Source organism: Anaerolineales bacterium, assembly GCA_030583885.1.
In the GTDB taxonomy this organism is placed as follows: Bacteria; Chloroflexota; Anaerolineae; order Anaerolineales; family Villigracilaceae; genus Villigracilis.
Genome location: CP129480.1, coordinates 299391 through 316068, shown reverse-complemented (window position 1 = coordinate 316068; position 16678 = coordinate 299391). Strand labels below are relative to the sequence as shown.

Genomic DNA, 16678 nt, shown 5'->3' with positions numbered 1-16678 from the left:
TTCGATGAGACTCTTATCCATCAGGACATGCCGATGTCCTGTGGATAATCTGATACCGTACCCGCCTGTACAGGCATCAATTTTTGCAGTTGATTCAAAGCCTGCAAACCTTTCCACAGACCCCATAGAAAATACAAATGGAAGAAGAAGCCGATCCAATCCTGGAAAGCCAGCAACAATCCCCCGTCCAGTGCATACAGTAGCATTCCCGTAACAAATGCCCAGCGTTGCGACCTGCCCGCAAAGACCCCAAACAGGACGAAGACGGTTGAGATGACAATGCTTAATACCAGGCCGAGGCCCTTGAAAAGCATTGCTCCTTCCGGTGCCTCCTGTGCGAAAAGAAATGCGAACGCATCCGTTAATTGGGTTATCCCCAGTCCGATGATAAAGGTCATGCCGCCCCCAAAAGCCGAAATGAGGGAATTCAACACGGACAACCCTGCGATCCAATGGAAATTGTTTGCGCCGATCTTTATGTTGCGTGCAAGCGCTGCGGCGATCAAGGATCGATTGTCCGGTCGCGATCCAGAGGATGGTTCTTCCTGAAACTGGCTCATTTGGAAACTCCCTTCTTTGATTTCCACACTATATACGATAATGCCCTGTGAGTCAAACAGGGATTTTCCGGGAGGATGACAGGGAACAGGCTCAGGCTTCTCCGCAATGACCAGCGGTTATTTTCAGTGTGCTATTTCCGCCACACCCACTGCGGGTTGAAGCCTTTCATCCCAAGGTCTGTGACCTCTCCTGATTCGATCTCAATCACCTGTAAACGCGACTCGAACGGGAACGTGTCCAGGATATATACATCGTACAGTAAATACCTTCCATCCGGCGACCAATTCAAACTGCTGTGCAGAACATCGGGTGTATCTGTAATCGTGTGCGCCTCACTGCCATCCGCGCGCATCAGCCAGATCTGGTCGCCGCGCGGGATGGCAAGGTCGCGCCGCACAACGGCAATAAATTCGCCGCTGGGCGACCATGCAGCCAGGAGATTTTCCACACGGTCGTTCGGATTCAGGTTCGCAAGCGCTTCCGATTCAATGTCGTATAAAAATAACTGCGTCAGGAACTGGTTGTCTCTGATGACGACATCCCGCAGCAAAATGGATTTGCTGTCCGGGGACCATAACGCGGCAGCTCCAAGAATATTCCTGATCACGCGGCTTTCTCCGTCTTTCATATGATACAGACGGATTCCCTCAGGCGTGGCATAGCTCAGCCATTCGCCATTCGGAGACCAGCGCGGGTTACCGCCGGGCAGCTGCGTCTCTTGAAAGACAGGCTGTTCCTGCCCCGTGATGATATTGATCCACCACAAGGTTGGCAATCCGCTTGCGTTGCCGCTCAAACTCATGTGTTCATAGATCACGCGGTTTCCATCAGGAGACCAGACCACGCCCGAACAAACCGCGTCCGCACAATCCGATATTTTTTTATTCTCCATGCCGTCCAGGTCGATCAGCCAGATCTCATTTTCGTGGCTGCTCGTCTGGACGATATACACCACGCGGGTTTGATCGGGGGATGTTGCGTAGTCAATGATGCTGTGGGCCGCCTGTGTAATGACCCGTGATGTATCCTTTTTATAGTCCGTAATCAACAATTGCTTAAATCGATTTTCATTTTCATCTAGATATAAAATCTGCGCATCGTTCACGGAAGTTTTAACTGGCACACCAAAATTGAAATTTTCCTTCGCCCGGACATACGCGCCCCACGTCAACCCGAAGCCGAGGGCCAGCACGATCACTGCGCTGACAATGGGCAGGACCGGCGCAAGCCTGTCCAGGAATCCAATGCGGTCGAAGATGCGGCGGCTGTTAACCATCAACAGGCCGATGACAATCAACACGATTGCCAGCCCCAGGCTGAACGATGTAATCAACGCCAGCCCGAGCAGAATACGGTTGATTGCAATGGCAACCAGCAGGATTGCGATTGCATCCGGGCAGGGCACCAGTCCGCCGCTGATGCCGAGGGCGATGAGGGAGCGCCAGGTGATGGTTTGCGGGACATCGTGGGAATGCACTTTCCCATCCCCATGATGATGAAAACCGGCGGGCATCTTTTCCACCTTCAGGCCCCCGGCCGGCTTTTTGTTTGTTGATGCAGAAGGTGCAAGCGGACTTCTACGCGGATTTAATTGCGGGGCGGGTTTCAGTGAACTGCGCCAGTATAAAAATCTTTGCCACAATAAATAAAAACCCAGTCCAAGGATGAGCAAGCCGGAAAGGATTTCGAGGAAGGGGATGATCGTGGTCGGGAGAATGTATTGCGAAGCCGCCAGCGTGATGGTGCCCAGCAGAAAGACGGAACCGGTGTGTGTCAATGTGACGATGGTGCCGAGGGCAATGGCGTGAAATGTCGTACCGCGCGAACCCACCAGGTAGGCCGCAACGACGGTTTTGCCGTGTCCCGGTGTCAGCGCATGGAGCGCGCCCAGCGCAAGCGCGATGGCAAGTGCGAAGACATAGAATGAAATGGAAAATTCCTTTTGGCGGACAAGGTCAAGCAGAATTTCCTGCGGACTTCTTTCCGCCAGTTCCGGCACAACCTGCTCAGCGGTTTCAGTGACGACATCCTTTTCCTGACCAAATGGCAGGGCGGGTGTGCCGCTGTCCCAGGCGCTCAGTAGTTTTGTCTGGTTTGAAATCAGGCTGCTGTCTTGAATGATATCAATGGTGATGATGTGGCTTTTCTGGGTTGGGAATAAAAAGGCGGTATGATCCGCCGCGCTGAGATAAAACCAGTTGATGGACTTTGTTTGTTCCAGCCTGTTTTCGAGAACCAGTTGACGGACGTTGTTTGTTCCCGGGCTCCACCCGGCGGACAGGTGGAAGGTGATATGTTCCTGGCCCGCCTGGAAACTCCGCAAGTCTGCGGGCAGTTGCACGGAATCCATCCGCAGGGGGAAAGGCTTGTCGTCGAGCGTGGCAGTCATCAGCGCGGCACGAGCGTTCCCCCACGTTTCGGTTTCGAACGGGCTGAGAGTCCCGTCCTGATCCGAGTCCATTTCATACCAGAGAAAATTCGTCAGCAGCGGGCCGGGTTTTACGACCCATTCGATCTGCAGGCCGGTGTTGGAGATGGTGACATGGAGGGTGTGCGCATAAAGATCGGCGGGATGCGCCCGTGCCTTTGTGAATGTCGCCGAGGCGAGGATGACGAGCAATAAGATGGATGAAAAAAGTTTGGGGAATTTCATGGGAGCCAGCGCGGCATGAGACCCTGTGCGAGGATGAGCGGCGCGCTGAAGCCCGGTTTCCATACGCCGATTTCGGGATTGAACGCACCGCGAAGTTTAAATTGTTGAAAGATGAGCGCGCCGCCCCACGGGTCCCATTGCGGCGAGTTGTATGTGTAGTTCTCTTCGCCGGCGATGACGATGCCTTCGAGCATGGATGGATCGAAGAGCCAGAGGATCTGGGATGGTTTCTCGTCACCGGCGCGAAATCCCAACACGGCTTTCTCCTCGAGCGGCGACCAGGCGATTGAATAATACGAATAATCGCGGTTATCCCGGGAGCCGATCAGGGTCATGGAGTCGTTCAAGGAAAGATCAGCAAGACGCACCTGTGTGCGCAGCCCGTCCTCCTTCTGTTCGATGATGGTAAAGAGAAATCTGGTGGAATCAGGCGACCAAGTGACAGGTCCGCCGGTGTTGGATGGGAAGATGTAGCGTTTGTTGTCGGTCAGATCCAGCAGGTTGATGCGGTCTGCAAGGCCGTCATAGGATGCAAGCTTGTTCGAGTCTGGTGACCAGGACGGGTTATATCCCAAAATTTGCCGGTCTTCATACACGGGACCATTCTGTCCGCTTTGCAGGTCCAATATCCATATGCGCGGAGAACCAAAGGGCAGGTCGGGACCCGGTCCCGCGGCTTCACGTGAATACGCGATGCGATAACCGTTGGGCGCAATGGCTGGCGTGGTGCAGCGGTCGCGGGCGCAATCCAGCAGAAGGGAGGCCTCGCCGCCTGCGCGGGGTATGCGCCACAAGTCGATGCCGCCCTGCCCGTTGACGCTGGTGAAAATGATGAGTTCACCGTTTTTCGCCACGTCGAACGAAATGACCTTTATCTTTTCATCCGTGAGCCGTCGCGGCGGATTGCCGTTCAGATCCATCGCCCAGATGCTGCTTTGATTTTCGCCGCTTGCCAAATAGGCGACCCATGGAGCGCGGACGGAGAACTCCCAGGCCTGTTGTTTTTTCAACTCGCGGCCTGTTGCGCTGACTCTGCCGGGCAACAGCGTCAGTTTGTAAACAGTATCCAGTTCAAACGGTGCGGCGGGAACGAATTGCATGGAACGAGAGTCAAGCCATTCGAAGCGTCCATCCAATGCAGGCTGGATCGAAAGAAGCGCCTCGGTCAGGTTGGGATCAACGGATTCAGAGAAGGTCAACTCGATGGTTTGGAGGGGGCCGATCAGGCCGCGCTCGGGCAGGTTCGCTGAAACCCGAACACCCGCCTGTGCCCCGGCCAGGACGGTCAGCCCGACGAAGACCGCCAGCAGGACAATGATGCCGATTGCGGCAGTATCCAGGGTAAGGCGAAGTTTCATGGAAAGAGATAGGGCTGGTTGGGGACGGGGACCGCCTGCACAGACTCGGCCGCGATCATCGGCACGGCACGGCCATTGAGCGTAATCGATTCGATCATGCCTTTCACCAGCACCCATGAATCCTGTTCGAGCGCAGCGGCATCATCCCATTCCGCCGCCATGGCGATCGCAAAGCCGTCCGCCGCACAGCAGGAGACCACAAAGCGGCTGACGAAGAATTGATCCTCCCCCAGGCTTTCATCGAAGTAAACGAAACCGATCACGGACGCCTTCTGTCCGTTGAATTGCAGGGTGTTTTCCTCATAATTAAAGAGTTTGATCCAATCCAGAACATTGCGCTCTTCGGAATCTGTTTCAAAGATCAGCGCCGAGGAATCCGCGCTGACCAGGGGCGAATTGGTATTGAATCCCTTTGTGGCGAAGGCGGACGAGTCCAGCGGGCGTGCAGGGATGAGAACGCCGATCAACAACGGCACCAGCATGAACCATAAACTCACAGGGGCGGGCGCATGGTCATGCTCATGCGCGTCATCCTGCCGGCGGGAGCGTTTGACCTCGGCAAAGATGGTGTGCGCCAGCACCGCCAGGAAGACGATCCCGAAAATCGTCAGCGGAATGAAACGGCTGTTGATATACCAGGTCAGTTGTCCGTTGGCGGCTTTGGACGCGAAGAAGATGCACAACCCCAGCAGCAGCAGTCCTTGAAAGGAGCGATACATTCTCGTTTGCATAAGGTTCCCTATGGCTGGAAGTAATTAAAGATCAGCCCTGACAGCAGGCTTATCATGAACGGAATGGCAACAATATAAAACACGGAGCGTCTTTTGAACACCTGCAGATACATCAGCACGCTTTTGATGTCCACCATCGGCCCGAAGACAAGGAAGGAAAGCACCGAACCGAAACTGAACGTGCCGACAAACCCCAGCGCCACGAACGAGTCGACGGTGGAACAGATCGAAAGCAAAACCGCCAGTGCCAGCATGACCAGCACCGAGAGGATGGGTCCGCTCCCGAGCGTGAGCAGGAAAGATTGTGAGGCAAAGGTCTGAAGCGCTGCCGCAAACACGGCGCCCATGATCAGGAAACGCCCCATCTCAAAGAATTCATCCGCAGTGATCAACAAGGATTTGCGAATCTTTGCGGTGAATGGATCATTTGACCCTGCAGAGGCAGGATCATGCTCATGGGAAAGCACCAGCACGGGACGCAATACGTTCCCCGCCTCCTTCTCGACCGAGAAAATGAGACCGGTTACGACGGCGATCACAAAGCTGAGAGCGATCCGCCAGAAAAGCATCTGCCCCCAGCCAAACGCCGCCGCCGTGCTCAATATGACAATCGGATTCAAGACGGGCGCGGCGAGCAAAAAGGCGATGCCCGCCGAAAGCGGGAGTCCCTTGTGGAAAAGCCTGCGCGTGAGAGGGATGACTCCGCACTCACAGACGGGAAAGACCATGCCCATAAATGCGCCGGTCACAGCCGCCGCAACGGGGCGCCCGGAAATCCATCTGCCCATTTGGTCTCGGTCAAGGAAGACCTCCACCAAACCAGATGCAAGCGTCCCCAGCAAAAGAAACGGGACCGCCTCCACGAAGATGCCAAGAAAGACCGTGGCAAAAACATTCATGCGGTCCCACAGCCAGGCAAAAAACCCAGCCGGGATCATGCTGGCTGCAACCATGACCAGAATGCCGGCGGCAATGGCCAGTATCAATGTGCGGGGCAGACGATTGGAGCTTGTTGTGGTTTGCACGCGGTAATTATAACCATGAACGGAACCTGATCGACCGAAAATAAAAGGACTCTAAAGTTTTGACCTTAGAGTCCTTTCCATGATTCAACTGATTGCTACTGGGGGGCGCCTTCGATGGGATAGCCTCTGGCGTACCAGTCCTTCAATCCGCCGGACATGCTGGTGGCGTTATATCCCGCCGCAAGCAGAATGTCCCGTCCCTCCTGGCTGCGGTTTCCCGAACGGCATACCACCAGGATCTCGCGACCGTCTGGCACTTCATTGATGCGCGCCTGCAATTGATCGAGCGGAATGAGCGTGGTGTTCGGCGCATGGTATTCGTCCCATTCCTCCTGGGTGCGGACATCCAGGACGAATATCCCATCCTGATACATTTGATACGCCTGATCCACACCGACTTCACGGGCGAGGGGAGTACCTCCTCCGCCTGCCGATGCGATCAGATAGACCAGAAAGGCGACAAACAGGACCATCGTCAATTGCACCGCGGGACGGCGTAAAATGGAGGAAAGCCCGCTGCGGTTGTTATGACTGCTGCTTCTCTTGTTTTTTCTTCGAGACATACTGCCCTCACAGATTTCGATTTTTCCCTTGGATGAGGAGACGTGAAGTATTCTTACCCACACATCCAGAATAAAGGACGGCGTGTCATCCCTTGAACGATTTCACCGCAGATTCAAGTTCCGTATGGATCTCAAAGAAGGCGGCCAGCCCGACCATCTCCAATACCTGTTCCACCGCAGGCTGTGGAGCAAGTATCTTCACATGCGCACGAACGGCGGTGTCCCGTTCCTGGTTGATCGCGCCGAAGGATGGCCGGCCTCCGTCCTTTGCCTGCGCCGATTGGCCGGAGAATATCTTCACCACCGAGTGCAGTGACATTAAACCCGCACTGCTTACATACGGCACCTTGCTCAAGTCGAGCAGCAGGTCGCGGGCACCGTTATCATAGGCCTCCTGCGCCTTGTTGATCACATCGGTGTAGGTGGATGAGTCGATGTCGCCCATCAGGTGCATCACCGTCACAGGGACATTGCCTTCCTGTTTGGAAAAAGTGATTTGCATAAGGTTCTCCTGCGTTCAGATTGAAATTACCTGAAATTGAATTCCTCGAAGTGGATGTTCCCCGCCGGAACGCCGGCTTCGAGGAATTTCTTTTCGAAGGCCTGCACCATCGGGAGCGGACCGCACATGTAGACATGCTGTCCGCGGATGCCGCCCTCCGCATTTTTGATTATCTCGTCCACGTTCAGCGAGCCATGCACGGCAGAAAAACGGATATAAGGCTTGATGCGTGGATGCTTCTTTATAATATTCTCGATCTCATCCACGAACACGGCCTCCTCGCGGTGTCTGACTGTGTAATAAAAATCAATATCGTGAGCGAGGTCCGTTTCCAGGTCCCGCATGAACGCGAGGAAGGGGGTTACACCGATCCCGCCCGCCACCCAGATCTGCCGGGGTCCGCCGGTCTTATAGTCAAACATCCCGTACGCGCCTTCGATGATTGCGTCCGTGCCCGCCTTCAGGGTTGCGAATAAATGGCGCGTGAAATCGCCGCAGGCTTTGACGGTGAGGCGCAGGACATCTTCACCCGGCGCGCTGGAGATGGTGAATGGATGTGATTCGTTCAGCTCCCTGTCACCGCCGAATCGTACAAACAGGAATTGACCGGCGCGTTGTTTTTGGATCGGCTCCTTCTTTGCGCGCAGGACCACCTCGGTGACGGAGTTGTTGGGATGGTTCACCGCTTCCACCGTGTACGGCACATATTTCCTGAAGAACCTGCCAAAGACCTCGGTGTAAAGATACGAAACCGTCCCAAGAATGAAGAAAATCTGCACCCAGTTGATGGCGATGAACGCGCTCAATGCATCGATGGTCAGTGCATGGATATACCCGAGGATGAAAAAAATGCCGATAAAGCGGTGCAGTTTCTTCCAGCCCTCGTAGCTTTTCCCGGTCAGGTTATTCAAAAAGGGAATGCGCGGCGCAAGCGTGGGCAATACGATCGCAACGATCCCCAGAAAGGCAACGATGGCCAGATAATTTCCCAGGCGCAGATTTATGGTGGTGATGGGCACGGTTAACAAATGAACAAACAAAAGCAGGAAGGCGCTGGTGGATGTATGGCGATGCGTCATGTACATTTTATCCAGCCCGCCAAAGTAAGGTTCCGCCCATTTCGGACGGCTGGAAAGGAAAAGCGAAAAGGACATCAGCACGATCACCACGGAGCCGAGCACTTCCCCGGCGTACGTGCGCACAAAATCTTCACGCCCGTCATTGATCGGCGGGAAGACAAGCCAGACGACGACGGTCAGGACCACCAGAACAATAAAGACAAGGTTTCCCAGTTTATGTTTCATTTTATGACCTCGTTAATATGAATCAACAGCGATGCAATTGAACTGCATCGCTGTGGATGGACTCTTTTTAAAAAGATTGAACCGCAGTCTGTTTGTCTGTAAAAATTTCAAAGAATGCCGAAAAACCGACCATGTCCAAAACGCTGACGATCTCAGGGCGCGGGTTGAGCAGTTTGATATTCTTTTGCATGCCGCTGTCTCGTGAACGGTCAATTGATTTGAGCGCCGACCAGCCCTGCTCGGGATCGGGCAACGGCTCGCCGCGCAGAAGCAGTGCAACTGTGTGCAGGGAAACCAGCCCCGCACTGGAGATATAAGTCAACCCGCTCATATCCAGGATGATGTTTTTTGCACCGCCGTTGAAGACCTCCTGGGCTTTCATGATCAAGTCCTGATAGGTCTGCCCATCCAGCTGACCCGCAAGCTCCAGTATGGTCACAGGGATATTTCCCTGTTCCTGCGAAACGGTAATTTCCATCGAATGCTCCTCCTGTAGTGTAATCGTCCAATTATAAACCCGCTTTTCGTTCCAGTCGTGTCAGGCGGCGGTCAATTTCGTCCAGCCAGAGTTTGCGGACATAGACCGGCAGGTCCGCCTTTTCGACCTCCCGGCGCGCAGATTTCGCCCATTGGATGGAGGTCTTCACATCGCGAATTTTATGTTCGTAATACTTCGCCAGTTCGATATGGGCGTAGATATGCCCATTTTGTGAAGCTGCCTCCCACAAGCGGACAGCCTGACTTAAATCCCCGCGCTTCTTTTGCAGGATCGACAGCCGCCTCACCGCCACGCCGAAATCTGATTCTTCCAGACCGGCTTCGAGTCCACGCTCGAACAGACGGGCGGCTTCATCCCAGTGACCGAGGTCCTCGAATAGTTTGCCGAGTGCAATGAAATCCAGCCCGTGTTCCACGCGCCCGTTGTACGGGTCTGCCAGCAGTTCGCTGACATGGCCCAGCAAGGCGGACATGGCGACCACGTCCATGGCGTTGTGATAGAACACGCCGCCCATCGGACGCGCATCCCCTGTGCGTAGGTAATCGAAATACAGCCAGGGAATTTCGTAGCCCGGCACCTCCTCGGAGGTGCGTGTGAAACCAAGCACATGCTCTTCGAGATATTTCAATGCGCGCGAGGGGAGTCTATCCCGCCATAAACGCCGCGCCAGCGGGAGCAGGTCAATGTGGACATAACCCTTGAACGGGGCGGGGATGCGATGCAATGAATAGCGTGTATTGAGCAGGGGCGCGTCGAAGGCCTTCCCATTGAATGTCACCAGCCCCTCGCATGGCGCAAGGAAATGGATCAACGCCTCGAGCATGGCGGGCTCTTCGGCCGGGTCGCGCAGGAAGAATTGCTGTAAAACGAATTTTCCGTCCACAAAGCGTGCTGCGCCGACGAGAAAGGCATAGGTGCCTGTACCTCCGGCCATGCCGGAGGTCTCCGTATCCAGAAATGCAAATTTGTGGATGGGTACTTCCGCAATGCGCGGGTCGTTCGCCCATTGGGAGATCAACGACAGGGGGAAGCTGGAATAGGGGGATATTTTCCCGTGCAGGTATTCCTCCCCAAAGACCTGCTCGGAGACGAAGGCTTCGCCGCGCGGGGTGGCGAGAAATGTCCCAGCCACGACAGAGTCAATGGCGTGGCCGGCAATTTGAGGCGGGGAAAGATGCGAAGTCCCGGTCTTTACGCCAAGGGACTTCAACTTATCTGCAAGCGAAGACATGTGTTCTATTTTATCCCCAACTTAATAAAAACAGGCATCCATGTATCATGGACGCCTGTTTTTATTTGATCACTTAATTTAATCCGTTACCAGAATGTAGGTGCCGGAACGGTGAACGTTCAGGACGGGCTGGCCGTTCGCAAGAGTGAGAGGTATTTCCACCCAGGCGCCGAGGCCGTTGCTGGCGGTCGTATCCCAGAAAAATGCGGCGATCGATTGGCCGGCATCGAGGGACACCGGGAAATTTAACTGGACTGATGAGCCTTCGGGGAATTTGCCGACCGCCTGGCCATCTTTGAGGACGGTCATCGAAAGCCCGCTCAGGTATGCCCCGTTGTTCGGGAAGTCCATTTGCGCCTCGACAAGGGCCGCTTCATCCAGAATAACCGCATATCCACACAGGTTGTAAAAGAGACTTTGGATGCCGAAGAGAGTCAATGCGGTCACGTTCGATTCGCAATCCAGCATTACCGGAGTCCCCCCTGTAACGGGGATCAAGGCCGTCAGCGCGTTGAAAGGCCGGGAGTCCGTCTCCGAAGATGCGACCGGGAAACCGTTTTCCATATCGATATGAGTATCGGCGGATTGATAACCCTGCACAGTGTCTAGGCCTGCTCCGCCGTCGAGCGTATCCATGCCGGCTCCACCGTCCAAGATATCGTTGCCCGCCTCCCCATACAGCATGTCGCCGCCGCCGCCGCCGTGCAAAACATCGTTCCCGTCGCCGCCGTATAGAATGTTATCGAGGCTGTTTCCGGTAATTGTGTCTGCAAAGACAGAGCCGTACACAATCTCAAAGTACCCGCCCAAGGTGAGCAGCAATCCGCCGCCGACGTTCTGCTGGCTGCTGTTGCCCAGATCGATGGTCACAGGCGAGTCGAACAGGCGGAAATCCAGCGTGTCGGTTCCGCTGGAAACCAGTTCGATGGGCCCATTCGTGCCCGGTTGAAACACGAAGATATTGCTCCCAAGGCCGCCGTCCACAATGTCGCCGCTGGAATGCGTCCCGGTGATATACATCAAATCATCGCCCGCACCGCCGTCGAAGGCATCAATGCCGTCGCCTGTCGTGAACGTATCATTGCCGTCCCCGCCAAAGATGGAATTGGTTCCCAGGCCGCCGTACAGCGTATCGTCACCATCGCCGCCGTACAGCGTGTCATCACCGTTTCCCCCGTTCAATGTGTCGTTGCCATCCCCGCCATGGAGGGTATCATTCCCGTTGCCGCCGAAGAGCGTATTATCCCTGGAGTTTCCTGTTATCGTATCGTTGCCGCTGCCGCCGAGCACCGTTTCAATTTCCGATGCGCCCAGCACCAGGGTAAGATTGGCATTGATCACCTGGCTTAAACTTTGGTTCAAATCGACATTTAAAGAACCCGTCGAGACGCTGAAATCCAGCGTATCAGTCCCCCCACCGGCGATATCCGTGAGGGTATCGGTGCCAAGCGCGGAATCGGTGTCGAAGTAATAGGTGTCGTCTCCATCGCCTCCGTTCAACGAGTCGTTCCCGGATCCGCCGTCGAGAAAATCGTTTCCATTCCCGCCATTCAGGGTGTCGTTCCCGCCGAGGCCGATCAAGGTGTCGTCCCCGTCGCCGCCGGAGAGCAGATTGTTCAGGCTGTTGCCGATGATCGCATCATTCCCGCTGCCGCCGGTGACATTCTCGATCTGCGTGGAGGCCAACACCAGGTTCAGGTTGACATTGATGCTCTGATTTATGGTGATCGCCAAATCCACCGTGACGGAGGCGTCGGAGCCTGTGAAGTCCAGGGTATCCGTCCCGCCGCCGGCGGCCTCGATGATCGTATCGGTGCCGAGCGCCTCGTCCACATCGAAGTTGTAGGTATCATTGCCCGTGCCGCCGGACAGTATATCGTCGCCTCCTCCGCCTGTGAATATGTTGTTGCGGGAGTTGCCCGTTATGGTATCCGCGCCGGCGGAGCCGATGACGTTCTCGATGCTGGTGCTGGTTTGGAGCCTCAGTATCAAATCGCCGGGGTTGACGGTTTGGGATGCGGTGCTTGCCAGGTTAAGTGTAATGCCGGGAGTGCCGTCCGGCGTGAAGCCTGAAAAGTCCAGGGTGTCGGAATCGGTATTAGCCGCCTCGTTGATGGTATCGGTGCCGAGCGCACTTCCGGAAAAAATATATGTGTCGTTGCCGGCCCCGCCCGTCAACGTATCATTGCCGGATCCGCCAAGCAGCGTGTCGTTCCCATTGCCGCCGCTCAGAGTGACGTTGCCGGCGGTAAAGGCTGAAGCATCCAGAAGGTTATCCCCGTTTCCACCTGTGAGTGAGGCGTTCTCGATATTCGAAAGAGTAAAAACGCTGCCGGTGGAGCGCGTGAGCAATGCGTCCGTCAGAACAAAATCCGAATCGTTGCTTGAAACAATGGTATCGGTCCCGCCGGCGCCATCTATGGTGGCTGTGCCTCCCGTCCAGCCGCTCACGGTAAATCTATTGTTGCCCGCCCCGCCGGTCAGCCAAGCGTCTTCGATGCTGACGAGCGTATCGTTTCCGGTGCCGGTCAGAAGAGTGTCTGTAAGCGTTTGATTGGCGTTTGCCGTCTGCACAACGCGGTCGTATCCGTCGCCGCCGTTCAGGGTGTCATTGCCCGCACCGCCGACGAGGATGTCATTGCCGTTCCCGCCAAGAAGGACATTCGCGGACCCGTTGCCGGTCAAGATATCGTCTCCGTCACCGCCGAACACATTTTCCACGTTGGACAGGCGCAAGATCAGGTTTCCATTCACGGTCTGGTTTGAGGCGGTTGTCGCCAGATTCACAGTGATGCTGCTGAGTGATGCGGAGAAATCCAGTGTGTCCGTGCCGGCGCCTCCGTTCACCACATCGCGCCCCAATGGGCTGTCCGTATCGTATACAAACACATCGTTGCCGGCCCCGCCGTTCAAGGTGTCGTTGCCTCCCGCGCCGGTGATGATGTCGTTTCCGTTTCCGCCATTGATCGTATTGTTCAGATCGTTGCCGGTCAGCACATCGTTCCCGCCACCACCCGTCAGATTCTCCACCTGTGCGGCAAGGAGATTGATGGTCAGGTTCGAATTCACCACTTGATTTCCGGTGACGCCGAGATCGACGGTCAACGCGTTGCTGGAACCTGTGAAATTCAGGGTGTCGGTGCCGCCGCCGGAATCCTCGATGATCGTGTCGGTCCCAAGGGCCGAATCGGTGTCGAAAAGATAGCTGTCGTTTCCCGCGCCGCCGATCAGCGTATCATCCCCCTCCCCGCCTGTCAGTGTGTCGTTCCCATTTCCCCCGTAAACCGTATCGTTTCCCGCGCCGCCATCAACCCGGTCATTGCCGCCCAGGGCGTCAATCGTGTCGTCCGCTCCGTCGCAGGTAATTGTGTTGGCGCCTGAGGTGGGGGCCGGAGCGCAAATGGCAAAAACGGGCCGCCCGGAGGGAAACATGAGCATAAGCAAAACCAGGGCAGCTGTTCCCATCGCCTTTAAGTTGTACTTCCATTCAAAAGCCAGACCTTGCATGATTGATAAATCCTTTAGGCGAGGGCCATTCCCAAAATACACCCATCGCCCATGGAATTTAATCACGAATCGTGGAATCGAGGCTTTACAGGCGGTTTGCCGCAGCCCGGCAGAATTGTCAGCCGAGTTCCCGACTAGGGCGGGCCTGTTTCACCTGGCATCTTTTTGAGATTTATGTTCCAGGCCGGGGGTTCACAACGGGCTTGGCGATGACGAATAACCTGCCCCAGCTCAGGTTCCCTTCGTTTTCGATGCAGGTTTGCAGGGTGAGGTGGTATTCGCCGCGATAGACCTTGTTGAAGAGCTGTTCGGCGGTGAGCAAGTTTTGTGTTTCCAAGTCTTTGAAGTTGCTGTATGGGCTGAGCGGTTTCAATGCCTGGTATTGCAAGATGCTTTCGACCACGAAACTCTGTGTGCGTCCGTTGCCGTAGACGAGGGTAATGGCGTCGCCCGGTTTCAAGCCCGAAAACATGGAGCCTGCCAGATAGTTATGCGCGAGCAAGCCGACATTCCCGGTTTCCGCCGCCATGCCGAACTGCGTGATGACAGAGTCGATACTGGAGACATATCCGGGATTACCCTTGGGCTGTTGGATAACGGGGAATGCCATCAAACCGGAGACATAGATGCCGCGTAATGAATGTTCATCCCCATTGCTGACGGCCTGGATGAAGTCGGAGAGAGCGGGGATTACATTGGGGTTTTCTTTTGCGTACGCCTGCACAGGGAGGGCAAACGTGCAGAACAGGATCGAGAACAGGATGAAAGAGAATATTCGGTTTTTAAACTGTGTCAATCGGTCTTTGGATGTCATAAAAAACTCCTTTGAGCATCCAGACCTTTTGCACAATGTATGCAGAGTGCTTAAGATCCTAGAGGCTCGTTTTCGGTGGCCTGGCAGTCATGGCTGTGCGGGCACAGCGGTAGACCCATGGCTTTGCGTCCCCGGCTTTCGACGGGTTTGCCGTTATCGGTACGATCCACTTTTAAGGTTCAAAAATAAAAACAGGCTTGACCAATAGCCAAGCCCGCGGATGAAAATACATTACAAAAATGTGATCTTCGGCGGCCTGGCGGTCCTGGTTGTGCTGCCACAACGGTAGACCCATGGCTTTGCGTCGCCGTCTTTCGACGGGTTTGCCATTATCGGATGTTTATCAATTACAACTATAGTCCAAAACCGTATGGCCGGCTATGGGGGATTCCCCTACCATGAGCAGGGGAAAACAACTATGGACTTCCCGACCGGCAGTTGGTATTCCATGCTACACTTGTCCCTACTTTAAAGGATGGATTTGGTAAAAAGACATCTTCCCTTCTGGCTTAAGCTTTTATATGGTTCCGGTGATTGGGGCATTGCCAGCATTGGCATGATGCGTTCGATCTTTTATGCCATATATCTGACCGATGTGGTCGGCATCGAGCCGCGCCTCGCCTCGCTCGGCGCGCTGGCCGGCATCATCTGGGATGCAATCAACGACCCGCTGATCGGCATGTTGAGCGACCGCATGAAATCGCGGCTTGGACGGCGGCGTCCGTTCCTGCTGTGGTTTGCCTTCCCCTTCGGGTTAAGCTTTGTGATCCTGTGGTCTGCGCCGCACTGGGAGAGCCAGATCGCATTGCTGGTCTACGTGACGCTCGCCTTCATGATCTCGGACACGCTGAGCACGCTTGTGTCCATGCCGTATCTTTCCCTGACCCCGGAACTGACCCAGGACTACGACGAACGCACTTCCCTTTCGAGTTTCCGCACGGTCTTCCAATTGTTATCCGCAATGACCGTTGTGATCGCCGCGCCCATGATCGTGGACGGGGTGATCATCGGCGGCGGCACGCAGCAACAGGGATTCATGCTGGCAGGCGCGATCTTTGGCGCCATCGGGTCGCTTCCGCTTTTCTTCATAGGCCTGTTTGTGCGCGAGCGGTACGCATCCGGCGAGCAGGAATCGTTGTCCTTCCGCGAGACCCTGCGTGTGGCATGGGAGAATGTCCCGTTTCGTTATGCGGCCGGCATTTACATGTTCAACTGGTCGGCAGTGGACATGGTCGCCATCACGTTCCCCTTCTTTTTATTGTATTGGGTGGCGCAGGGGGACCTGCTTGCCCGCATTAACATTCTTGGCGTTGACCTCGCGCTCGAATCCGCCTTCTTTGGCGTGTTGATGCTCGTATGCGTCCTGTTCGTCCCATTCTGGCTGTGGTTCGCAAAACGCTACAACAAGATCAAGGCATATATTGCCGGCATGTGCGCGTGGATCGTTGTGCAGGCATTGATCTTTACCATTCAACCGGGAGATACGAACTACCTGCTGCTCATTGCGGCACTGGCAGGGATCGGCGTATCCGCCGCGTATATTCTGCCTGACTCGATTCTGCCCGATGTGATCGAATGGGATGAACTGCGCACACGGCGCCGGCAGGAGGGCATCTACTACGGCATCCGCACCCTTATCCGCAAGCTGACCGGTGCGCTGGTCATCTTTGTTACCCTGCAAATTTTAGGCTGGTCCGGGTATCAATCCCCGCCAATCGATGCAATTCAATTTTCCCAGTCCGACTCTGCGCTGCTCTCCATCCGTTTGATGGTTTCATTTATCGGCGTGGCGATTTTATTGGGGACGATCATCCTGGCCTGGTCGTATCCGCTGTCGCGTGAAAAATATGAACGCATCCAAAAACTATTAAAGCACCGTCGCGAACAAAAAAGCAGAGCGGAGGAAATTCGCTCCGCTTAACCCTGACAC

13 protein-coding genes and 2 riboswitches are annotated in these 16678 nt (G+C 55.2%); of the genes, 1 reads left to right on the top strand and 12 read right to left on the bottom strand.

Going from position 1 to position 16678, the window contains the following annotated elements; genetic code table 11:
- Positions 1-20: 20 nt before the first annotated feature.
- The 12 genes from QY332_01605 to QY332_01550 form a co-directional block, all read right to left on the bottom strand.
- Positions 21-560, bottom strand: coding sequence for a hypothetical protein (locus tag QY332_01605; GenBank protein ID WKZ36621.1), 540 nt, complete (start codon positions 558-560; stop codon positions 21-23).
- Between the two features lie 131 nt (positions 561-691).
- A complete protein-coding gene (locus QY332_01600) occupies positions 692-3277 on the bottom strand; it encodes a hypothetical protein (protein WKZ36620.1) in 2586 nt (861 codons plus the stop codon).
- Positions 3211-4572 carry a hypothetical protein gene (locus QY332_01595; GenBank protein WKZ36619.1) on the bottom strand — a complete coding sequence of 454 codons (1362 nt, stop codon included), beginning with the start codon at positions 4570-4572 and terminating at the stop codon, positions 3211-3213. Before QY332_01595 ends, QY332_01600 begins: the two co-directional genes overlap by 67 nt.
- Entirely contained in the window at positions 4569-5303 is a 735-nt protein-coding gene (locus tag QY332_01590) for a TIGR03943 family protein (GenBank protein WKZ36618.1), read from the bottom strand. The genes QY332_01595 and QY332_01590 overlap by 4 nt, the downstream gene beginning before the upstream one ends.
- Before the next feature lie 8 nt (positions 5304-5311).
- The gene (locus QY332_01585) at positions 5312-6328 is read right to left on the bottom strand and encodes a permease (protein WKZ36617.1); all 1017 of its coding nucleotides are present in this window, start codon (positions 6326-6328) and stop codon (positions 5312-5314) included.
- A 95-nt stretch (positions 6329-6423) separates the two neighbouring features.
- Positions 6424-6891, bottom strand: a complete 468-nt coding sequence (locus QY332_01580) for a rhodanese-like domain-containing protein (protein ID WKZ36616.1) — start codon at positions 6889-6891, stop codon at positions 6424-6426.
- 85 nt (positions 6892-6976) lie between these two features.
- Positions 6977-7393: an STAS domain-containing protein gene (locus QY332_01575; protein WKZ36615.1), complete on the bottom strand. Its 417-nt coding sequence runs from the start codon at positions 7391-7393 to the stop codon at positions 6977-6979.
- Positions 7394-7419: 26 nt separating this feature from the next.
- Positions 7420-8697, bottom strand: a complete 1278-nt coding sequence (locus QY332_01570; GenBank protein ID WKZ36614.1) for a ferric reductase-like transmembrane domain-containing protein — start codon at positions 8695-8697, stop codon at positions 7420-7422.
- A 67-nt stretch (positions 8698-8764) separates the two neighbouring features.
- The gene (locus QY332_01565; GenBank protein WKZ36613.1) at positions 8765-9175 is read right to left on the bottom strand and encodes an STAS domain-containing protein; all 411 of its coding nucleotides are present in this window, start codon (positions 9173-9175) and stop codon (positions 8765-8767) included.
- A 31-nt stretch (positions 9176-9206) separates the two neighbouring features.
- Complete coding sequence (locus QY332_01560; protein WKZ36612.1) at positions 9207-10427, bottom strand: ribonuclease H-like domain-containing protein; 1221 nt, start codon at positions 10425-10427, stop codon at positions 9207-9209.
- A gap of 78 nt (positions 10428-10505) precedes the next feature.
- Positions 10506-13934: a calcium-binding protein gene (locus QY332_01555; GenBank protein ID WKZ36611.1), complete on the bottom strand. Its 3429-nt coding sequence runs from the start codon at positions 13932-13934 to the stop codon at positions 10506-10508.
- A 172-nt stretch (positions 13935-14106) separates the two neighbouring features.
- Complete coding sequence (locus tag QY332_01550) at positions 14107-14748, bottom strand: sortase (GenBank protein ID WKZ36610.1); 642 nt, start codon at positions 14746-14748, stop codon at positions 14107-14109.
- A 71-nt stretch (positions 14749-14819) separates the two neighbouring features.
- Positions 14820-14910: riboswitch (cyclic di-GMP riboswitch) on the bottom strand.
- Positions 14911-14995: 85 nt separating this feature from the next.
- A riboswitch (cyclic di-GMP riboswitch) is annotated at positions 14996-15086 on the bottom strand.
- A 143-nt stretch (positions 15087-15229) separates the two neighbouring features.
- Between QY332_01550 and QY332_01545 the strand changes: the two genes are divergently transcribed.
- Complete coding sequence (locus QY332_01545; GenBank protein WKZ36609.1) at positions 15230-16669, top strand: MFS transporter; 1440 nt, start codon at positions 15230-15232, stop codon at positions 16667-16669.
- The last annotated feature ends 9 nt before the right edge of the window (positions 16670-16678 follow it).

Bases quoted from the DNA above. Each gene is read 5' to 3' on its own strand.
- QY332_01550 (WKZ36610.1), bottom strand. From the start codon at position 14,748: ATGACATCCAAAGACCGATTGACACAGTTTAAAAACCGAATATTCTCT.
- QY332_01560 (WKZ36612.1), bottom strand. From the start codon at position 10,427: ATGTCTTCGCTTGCAGATAAGTTGAAGTCCCTTGGCGTAAAGACCGGG.
- QY332_01575 (WKZ36615.1), bottom strand. From the start codon at position 7,393: ATGCAAATCACTTTTTCCAAACAGGAAGGCAATGTCCCTGTGACGGTG.
- QY332_01580 (WKZ36616.1), bottom strand. From the start codon at position 6,891: ATGTCTCGAAGAAAAAACAAGAGAAGCAGCAGTCATAACAACCGCAGC.
- QY332_01590 (WKZ36618.1), bottom strand. From the start codon at position 5,303: ATGCAAACGAGAATGTATCGCTCCTTTCAAGGACTGCTGCTGCTGGGG.
- QY332_01570 (WKZ36614.1), bottom strand. From the start codon at position 8,697: ATGAAACATAAACTGGGAAACCTTGTCTTTATTGTTCTGGTGGTCCTG.
- QY332_01555 (WKZ36611.1), bottom strand. From the start codon at position 13,934: ATGCAAGGTCTGGCTTTTGAATGGAAGTACAACTTAAAGGCGATGGGA.
- QY332_01605 (WKZ36621.1), bottom strand. From the start codon at position 560: ATGAGCCAGTTTCAGGAAGAACCATCCTCTGGATCGCGACCGGACAAT.
- QY332_01595 (WKZ36619.1), bottom strand. From the start codon at position 4,572: ATGAAACTTCGCCTTACCCTGGATACTGCCGCAATCGGCATCATTGTC.
- QY332_01600 (WKZ36620.1), bottom strand. From the start codon at position 3,277: ATGGAAACCGGGCTTCAGCGCGCCGCTCATCCTCGCACAGGGTCTCAT.
- QY332_01565 (WKZ36613.1), bottom strand. From the start codon at position 9,175: ATGGAAATTACCGTTTCGCAGGAACAGGGAAATATCCCTGTGACCATA.